The following is a 7,433-nucleotide window of genomic DNA, read 5'->3' as shown; positions in this document are numbered from 1 at the left end:
AAATCAGAGATAAAGCGATAGAACATGGCATGAAAGCGGTTATTCCTAGAAGAAAAAATACGAAACAACCTAACCCAGAGTTTGACAGTTACCTTTATAAATTACGCCATCTAGTTGAAAATATGTTCGCTCGATTAAAGCATTTTCGCAGTATAGCAACACGCTATGAAAAGCTAGCACGCAATTTTAAATCTATGCTTTACCTAGCCTGTACTATTATTCACTGTAAGTTAAATTGAGGACACGCCCTAGTCTGGACAGTTAATATAAACCCGCCCCCATTGATACGAGGCTTACTATGCCATTATTTATGATTATTGGTCACGATGTCGCTAATTCTACACAGTTAAGACAAGAAACCCGCCCCGCTCATATTGCTCGTCTAAAGCAGCTTGAGTCAGAAGGTCGGCTGGTTATTGCCGGTCCTAACCCCATTGAACATGGTGAAGAGGGCATGTCAGGTAGCTTAGTTGTCGCCGCTTTTGATAGCTTAGAGGCTGTTCAACAATGGGCCAGCGAAGAACCTTACTTAAAGGCAGGGGTTTATAGCCATGTCGATATTAAGCCCTTTATTCAAGCCTTGCCTTCTGCTTAATTGACCCCAGTTTTATTCGTATTGGAACCCATTGCCATGCCTGTTTCAAAATGCTCTGCACACACTGCTGCGACCCCCTCTAAAGCTAAGAGTAATGCCTCAATTATTCGTACTGCCTTACTTGCCTGCACTTGGTCATTGTCGGCCTCACTCATTCCAATCGTTGCTTCTGCAGCACCTACTGTGGTGGTTAATAATGAGCAGCAGGCAGCTGCTGCAGAGGAAGATCCACAGGTCGCCTCTCAACCCAACACTCCTTTTAATGAAATTAATCCACAAAGCCCAAATCAACAACAGGCAAACCCAGGCGAAACCCCAAACGCCCTAGAAAACCCAAACAGTTTGGCCAGTGGCATGCAGCCCAGCGACTCTGAACTATCCGCTGCCAATCAAGAGTTACTTAGCCGTAATGCGCAGTTGCAACGCGATGTGAATGACCTAGAAACTCGGGTTAATGTGTTAATCAATGAGCGCAGTGGCCAGCTGTTTATGTATGGAGCAGTCACTGTGGCTGTTTCTTTATTTTTAGGCATCCTATTGGGTGGTTTCGTGTTCAGCAGACGCGATCGCTGGTAGCTAGTTGCTAATAGTTAGCTTGGGTTAGTTAGTTGCCAGTAGTTAATTAGAATCAGTTAGTCATTGCCTTTTTAATTAAGACAAGTGAGTAAAACGTGAGTGAAGTAGCTAAGGTGATACCTGCCAAACTGTCATGGCGTGAAGATGAGTTGGGTAACTTGGTACCCGTCTCGGAAGTCTTCGGTGATGTTTATTATTCTTTGGCCGATGGTCTGGCAGAGTCTCGTTATGTGTTTTTACAACAAAACCATCTACCTGAACGCTTTGCGGTCCTTTTTGAGCAATATCTACAATCACTTGATACGGATTCTAATACTAAAGCTACTACTGACAGCACTTCAACCTTGAAAGTTTCAAACAGCTTTACCATCGCTGAGCTGGGCTTTGGCACTGGACTTAACATCTTAGCTACTTGGCAACTGTGGCAGCAGACCAAACAAGCTATTTATTCTCAGCATCGCCAACAAGACGCATCTAAGTCACAACTTAGCTATCAAGCCCCTCGCCTGCACCTCATCAGTACTGAAAAGCATCCCTTAACCTTCGAGGACCTAACGCGTAGCTTGCAAAGCTGGCAAGACAATGACCCTACCCTTACTCCGCTCATCACTCGTTTATTGGCGCTATATCCAACCTTAGTTTCAGGGTGCCATCGTTTACATTTAGAGCAGGATGTAACTTTAGATTTATGGCTAGGTGATGCCACTGAGAGCTTACAGAAGTTAGCTAGCACAGACTGTAATGTGCCTCATCAGGCTCAAGTAGACGCTTGGTATTTAGATGGTTTTGCGCCCTCTTGTAATGAGTCACTATGGGCAGAGCAAATCTTCGAGCAGGTGCAGCGTCTATCAAATGTGGGGACTACTGCGGCTACCTTTAGCTGTGCCGGCGTAGTAAAAAGAGGCTTAGAATCGGCCGGCTTTGAGATAAAAAAAGTCAAAGGCTTTGGTCGTAAGCGTGAAATGCTTACTGCCAGAAAAGCTGAGGTCACCGCTTCTACTGACAATGAATCTAATAGCCTTGCTATCAATCAAAAGAATCCTAATAAAAAAGGGCCCCACACAAAAGAGCATTATAAAAAAGTAGCCATCGTCGGTGCCGGCGTCTCTGGCCTCATGGCCGCCTGGTCTCTGGCTCAGCGTGGACTACAAGTCACTTTAGTTGACCAATCCGCTCCCTTAGCTGGAGCCTCTGGTAATCCTAGAGCTTTATTGGCGCCAAAAATGACGCCTATTGCCCACGTAGCAGAGCATTTACACAGTATTGGCTACCTGTATAGCCAACGCATATATCGGCAGCTAGATAGACAGAATGAGCTGCTTTCTGACTCAGCTGAGACAAATCCTAATCTTAACCCGCCTAGCCAAATATTTCAGGCCACTGGCACCCTAGATTTACTAGTGAAGTCTAACGTCGGGGGTTCGCAAATTGCTGAGTATCCCGAGCAAATGGCGACCACTTTAGGGGCAGATAAAGCCCGAGCTATCACAGGCTTAGAGCATCAAGCTTTGGAGGAGAATTTGTATTTACCTCAAGCTGGCTTGGTTAACCCTAAAGCTTTGGCCGACACTATTTTGAATCATCCCAATATTAGCTTTAAGCAGGCCAAAATTCAGCAGGTAGAGCTGTCTAAAAACTCAGCAAATGCATCTGGGAAGGTACAGTTAATTGCGGAATCTGCTGTGCTAAATAATCATAATGATAACAGCGATGCTCAGCGGGATGATGAACTGACTAACTTTGATGCGGTCATTATTGCTACCGCTTTTGATAGTCAGAATTTAGATGCTCGGATATTTGAGTTTCGTAGAATCCGTGGTCAATTGTCTTGGTTTCAGCCCACACAAGAGCAGTTAACAGCTTTACCCAAATTACCGCTTAAATATGGCGGTTATTGCGCTGCATTCACCCCTTGCAAAAATGATGAGCTGGTGAATCCTGTTTCTGCTGATACGCCTAGTTTTTTATTGGGAGCTAGCTTTGTTCGCAACGACATGGATACCCAAATTCGTATCTCGGAGCACCAAGTCAACCATGACAAGCTAATCACAGCTGTCCCTGAGCTTGATAGCGTTCTAGCTAGCACTAAAACGAATAATAGAGATAATGATTATGCGGGCTGGCAAGCCCGCGTCGGTATCCGGGCCCAGACCCCAGATTACCATCCCTTAGTGGGTCAAGTCGATGAAGACGGCTTTATTTGGACCCTAAGTGGTATGGGGTCAAAGGGTTATGCCTTCGCCCCTATATGCGCTGAGGTTATCGCCGATATGATGCTTGGTAAATATACGCCTTTGCCAAAATCTCTACTAGAGAGACTGTCTCCACAGCGTAGTAGCTTACAAAAGCCGTTACCTAAATAATCCGATGACTAAATGAGTAGTTATCTATGTTATCTACTTAGTGCTTAGCATGGCTAGAGTTTCGCTTACCATCACCATGCCCACCACTGAGGTGACTGCCACTGCTGAGCCATAGCCACCACAGTGCAAACCCCCAGTTTGGACGCTGCCATCGGCTGATTTGTTGACAATGGGTGGCTGCGTTGAATAGACGCATTTAATGCCAAATTTTTCCTTTAATTGTTTGTTGATACCATGCTCGTTACGCAGCTTGGTTCGTAAACGTGCCAGCAATGGATCTTGATAAGTGTCTTTCAAATCACTGACCGTAATTTGCAACGGATCGGTTTTACCGCCTGCCCCACCGGCACAAATCAGTTTCAGCTTATTAAAACGGCAGTGCAAAGCAATGGCTAATTTGGCTGACATGTCATCGGTACAATCCAAAACGATGGTCGCCTCACCTTGCTGCAATTTTTGCTTCGCCTGCTCTCGGCTAGGTAATAATTGGGCCACATTTTCTGGCGTCAAAAAATCATCAACCAATGTCAGCTCTAGTCTAGGATTAATTTGACGTGCCCGCTCTCCCATCTCTTCGATTTTACTTTTACCAAAGCTGCTGTCGAGTGCTGGCAATTGTCGATTGACATTAGAGGCCACTAACACATCCATATCTATCAAGGTCATTTTGCCAATGGCAGTACGTGCCAGCCCTTCAGCAACCCAAGTTCCGACACCACCGACCCCTATCACAATCACATGGGCCTGTTCAAAATTTTTAAAACTAGATTGGCCATATAAAGTTTGTGTGCCTTTAAAGCGTCGGTCATACTGGCTATTGTCTAAAGCTGAAGATGAGGTCATAAAGTACCTTATTTTCTGTCAATTAAGAGAGCGGAGAATAAAAGAATGAGAGAGGTTTTAAATTAAGAAGTTTAAGCTAAGAGCCTTAAATTAAAACCAGGAATTAAAACCAAGTAGCATATTATACTGTATAGCAAAAGTTATATAACCTACGTTATCCAGGATAAGGCCAGCCTACTCTTAATGCCTCACAGCTGTTTTGCCATAATTGTCTGGCCAAACTCTGCTCGTCAACCTCAAGCAGCTCAGCCAAGCCTTGAAGTACAAAGCCTAGATTTCCGGGTACATTCCTTGTTAGCTCCTCTCCTTGCTGACAACATATCGGAGTCATGTCGGGACAATCAGTCTCTAGCACTAAGCACTGTAAGCCATAGGTTTCGACCGCTGCTCTTATGGCGCGGCGTAGTTTTTTGGCATTGGTATTGGTTATCTGACCGGTAACCCCTAGTTTAAATCCTAGCTTCACAAAGGCCTTAGCCTCTTGCTCGCCACCGCTGAAACTATGAGCAATACCACCCAGCTTATTGGCGTTATACTTATGTTTTTTTAGTAGCGCTAGGCATTCCGCGTGAGCCTTACGAATATGTAGCAGCACTGGCAGTTGATGCTGAACTGCCAAATCTAATTGCGCCTCAAAAAAACGTTTTTGTTTCTCCACAGATTGCTCGGTTTTTAACTCATCAGTGAAGGTGTCTAACCCAATTTCTCCAACGGCCACATTAGGATGCGTCTGTAAAAATTGGGCCAGCTGCTCTAAATCTGCTTCGGTATGCTCAGAGATATAAGCTGGATGCAGTCCTGAAGCAAGATAAACTTTTGGCACTGCAGTCCCACTGTCTGCTTGATCCGCTAACTGCTGCTGTGTCTGTAACATGCGATCAAAATACTTCGCATAATAGCCTATTAACAATAAGTGACGCACCCCAGAGCGATAAGCCGACGTGGCCAACTCGACCCTATCTACATCAAAGACAAAATCGTCGAAGTGAGTATGCGTGTCTATCAAAGGGTAATGGATATCCGCTTCTAATCCCTTTTTATTTTGACTGTGTGACATAGTGGCTCGTGGTGACCTCAAGTTTTAAAATTTGGTTAATTTAGAGCTGATTAATTAAGACTGATATAAATTAAGATTACTGCTCATCAAGGTTGCTGTCGTTATTTTCTTTACTCTCATGGTTGCTAGACTCAGTATCAATTTTGAGTTTATCTTTAGTCTCTATGTCAGCGGCTAAATCTGCGGCGATGTTGTCTTTACCTTTAACATCTCGACTACTGCGTCTAGGGATTAACAATAATGCCAAGCCTACTGCTCCCAATTTTAAGACCTTTGAATAGCGCATACTGACTCCTGTTTTTTATTCATATTTATCTATCGGTAATTTTAATTGCTGCTTTTTAGTGGCTGGCTTTTAATGGTTTTTATCTCTAACAGTAGCTTATGCTGCTGTTATATCTCAATGCATATTACATTTAAACATGAAATAACAACACATAATACAAGCTCAAAAATACGCTAGGTTATAATACGTGCTTAAATCAACAGCTAGCTATAACCTCCCGTAAAAATTAGCTTTTTTACTCCTGTTTTTATCGAAAAGCAGGGGTTTATAGTCTTGCTAATTTTTTAATATTATTCGTTCATTTTAGGCAATAATTTTTTATTTAAGGCAATAGCTATGACTTCTAATAATAATGACGCTACCCTATTTAACTGGGAGGAGGCCAAAGCATCTTTAACCAAGTTCATGCCGCTCATGGTAGAAGAGCAAATTCATACCGCCCAATCGTACATCGTCAACCCCCTACCTGAAGCTAAGAAACAGGCCATTATTGATATCCCATTCCAAGAAGAGCCAAGATCTGCCGATGAGGTGATGCATGAGCTCAATGAATTGGTCTATAAGCACCGCACTAAGCAAAGTCACCCTCGGTTCTTCTCCTTCATACCTTTAGCCCTGTCCCCTATCTCTGTGGTTGGTGAGGCCATTAACTCTTTTTATTCGCCTTATGGCGGCAGTCATACTTTAATTGAGGGGATGGCCGTCGCCGTAAAGAAACTTATGAACTGGATGGGAGAACAAATTGGCTATCCGGTAAAAGAGCTGGGCGGGCTGTTCGTCTCCGGTGGCTCAATGGCGAATCTAACTGCTTCAATTGTGGCTCGAGATGAGAAATTAAAGGAAGATGAACTGGTCAAAGGTACCGTCTATGTCTCGGATCAGACCCATTCTTCTGTGGCCAAGAGTATCCGTATTATGGGCATCCCTAGGGCTAATATTCGCAAAATTAAGACCAATGATGCGTTTCAAATGATAGCAGAAGATCTAGAAAGACAAATCAAGCAGGACAAAGCCGATGGCATGATTCCCTTTTTAATTGTCGGCTCTTGTGGCACCACCAATACCGGTTCAATCGACCCGCTACACCAGCTGGCTGACATCAGTGAAGCTCATGATATGTGGCTCCACATTGATGGGGCCTATGGGGCGAGCGCCATTTTATCCTCGCACCGTCAATTGTTAAATGGCATTGAGCGTAGTGATTCTATCAGTTGGGATGGTCACAAATGGCTATTTCAAACTTATGGTTGTGCAGTAGTCATCTGTAAAGATCGTCAAGCCATGTCGCGCACTTTTAGCGAAAACCCTGAATATCTAACTGACATTCAATCCGATGATTCCAACATTAACTTTTGGGACATGGGTATCGAATTGACTGCACCGGCAAGAGGCATGCGTCTGTGGTACACCTTACAAAGAGTCGGCTTAAAAGAGATGCGAAATGCCATTGACAAGGGCTTTGAAAACGCACAACATTTTGAAAAATTGTTCCGCCAGCAGTCTCACTTTGAAATTGTGTCCCCTGCCCAGTTAAGCATCGTTAACGTACCTTTTAATGACGGCAAGCACAGCGAACAGGAGCTGAATCAGATTATTGACTTCCTCCCCTCGCTAAACCGAGGGGATTCCTACAGCTAGACGGTCAAGCCCGACCGCAAGGATGTTCTTAGCAGCATTGATATCTCTATCATGCCATGTGCCACACTCAGCACA

General features: G+C 44.1%; 8 protein-coding genes and 1 pseudogene. 5 read left to right on the top strand and 4 right to left on the bottom strand.

Features of this window, described 5'->3' with window-relative positions:
- From A1019T_RS00560 to mnmC1, 4 genes are all read left to right on the top strand, one after another.
- On the top strand, window positions 1–239 hold a 239-nt coding region (locus A1019T_RS00560; RefSeq protein ID WP_077449957.1), incomplete at its 5' end, for a transposase.
- A gap of 59 nt (window positions 240–298) precedes the next feature.
- The gene (locus A1019T_RS00555) at window positions 299–595 is read left to right on the top strand and encodes a YciI family protein (RefSeq protein ID WP_077449956.1); all 297 of its coding nucleotides are present in this window, start codon (window positions 299–301) and stop codon (window positions 593–595) included.
- A 36-nt stretch (window positions 596–631) separates the two neighbouring features.
- Complete coding sequence (locus tag A1019T_RS00550; protein WP_077449955.1) at window positions 632–1,171, top strand: hypothetical protein; 540 nt, start codon at window positions 632–634, stop codon at window positions 1,169–1,171.
- A 95-nt stretch (window positions 1,172–1,266) separates the two neighbouring features.
- Window positions 1,267–3,534, top strand: a complete 2,268-nt coding sequence (gene mnmC1, locus A1019T_RS00545) for an FAD-dependent 5-carboxymethylaminomethyl-2-thiouridine(34) oxidoreductase MnmC1 (RefSeq protein ID WP_077449954.1) — start codon at window positions 1,267–1,269, stop codon at window positions 3,532–3,534.
- 33 nt (window positions 3,535–3,567) lie between these two features.
- Here mnmC1 and A1019T_RS00540 read toward each other — a convergent pair whose 3' ends face one another.
- The 3 genes from A1019T_RS00540 to A1019T_RS00530 form a co-directional block, all read right to left on the bottom strand.
- Window positions 3,568–4,377, bottom strand: coding sequence for a tRNA threonylcarbamoyladenosine dehydratase (locus A1019T_RS00540; protein ID WP_077449953.1), 810 nt, complete (start codon window positions 4,375–4,377; stop codon window positions 3,568–3,570).
- Between the two features lie 154 nt (window positions 4,378–4,531).
- A complete protein-coding gene (locus tag A1019T_RS00535; RefSeq protein ID WP_077449952.1) occupies window positions 4,532–5,434 on the bottom strand; it encodes a TatD family hydrolase in 903 nt (300 codons plus the stop codon).
- Between the two features lie 76 nt (window positions 5,435–5,510).
- Window positions 5,511–5,720 (bottom strand): hypothetical protein, encoded by a 210-nt coding sequence (locus A1019T_RS00530; protein ID WP_077449951.1) that lies wholly within the window; start codon window positions 5,718–5,720, stop codon window positions 5,511–5,513.
- 336 nt (window positions 5,721–6,056) lie between these two features.
- On the opposite strand from A1019T_RS00530, the gene A1019T_RS00525 reads away from it, so the two are divergent.
- Window positions 6,057–7,358: a pyridoxal phosphate-dependent decarboxylase family protein gene (locus A1019T_RS00525; RefSeq protein ID WP_077449950.1), complete on the top strand. Its 1,302-nt coding sequence runs from the start codon at window positions 6,057–6,059 to the stop codon at window positions 7,356–7,358.
- Here the strand turns inward: A1019T_RS00525 and A1019T_RS13495 are convergent.
- Window positions 7,332–7,433, bottom strand: a pseudogene (locus A1019T_RS13495) (RNA-guided endonuclease TnpB family protein); the annotation flags it as partial. The gene A1019T_RS00525 and the pseudogene A1019T_RS13495 overlap by 27 nt on opposite strands.

It is taken from the genome of Psychrobacter piechaudii, assembly GCF_900162825.1.
Taxonomy (GTDB): domain Bacteria; phylum Pseudomonadota; class Gammaproteobacteria; order Pseudomonadales; family Moraxellaceae; genus Psychrobacter; species Psychrobacter piechaudii.
Note: the sequence above shows the minus strand (reverse complement) of the source record. Positions and strands in the feature narration are given on the sequence as shown.

Coding starts and splice junctions, on each gene's coding strand:
- A1019T_RS00555 (WP_077449956.1), top strand. CDS start 299: ATGCCATTATTTATGATTATTGGTCACGATGTCGCTAATTCTACACAG.
- A1019T_RS00550 (WP_077449955.1), top strand. CDS start 632: ATGCCTGTTTCAAAATGCTCTGCACACACTGCTGCGACCCCCTCTAAA.
- A1019T_RS00540 (WP_077449953.1), bottom strand. CDS start 4,377: ATGACCTCATCTTCAGCTTTAGACAATAGCCAGTATGACCGACGCTTT.
- A1019T_RS00535 (WP_077449952.1), bottom strand. CDS start 5,434: ATGTCACACAGTCAAAATAAAAAGGGATTAGAAGCGGATATCCATTAC.
- A1019T_RS00530 (WP_077449951.1), bottom strand. CDS start 5,720: ATGCGCTATTCAAAGGTCTTAAAATTGGGAGCAGTAGGCTTGGCATTA.
- A1019T_RS00525 (WP_077449950.1), top strand. CDS start 6,057: ATGACTTCTAATAATAATGACGCTACCCTATTTAACTGGGAGGAGGCC.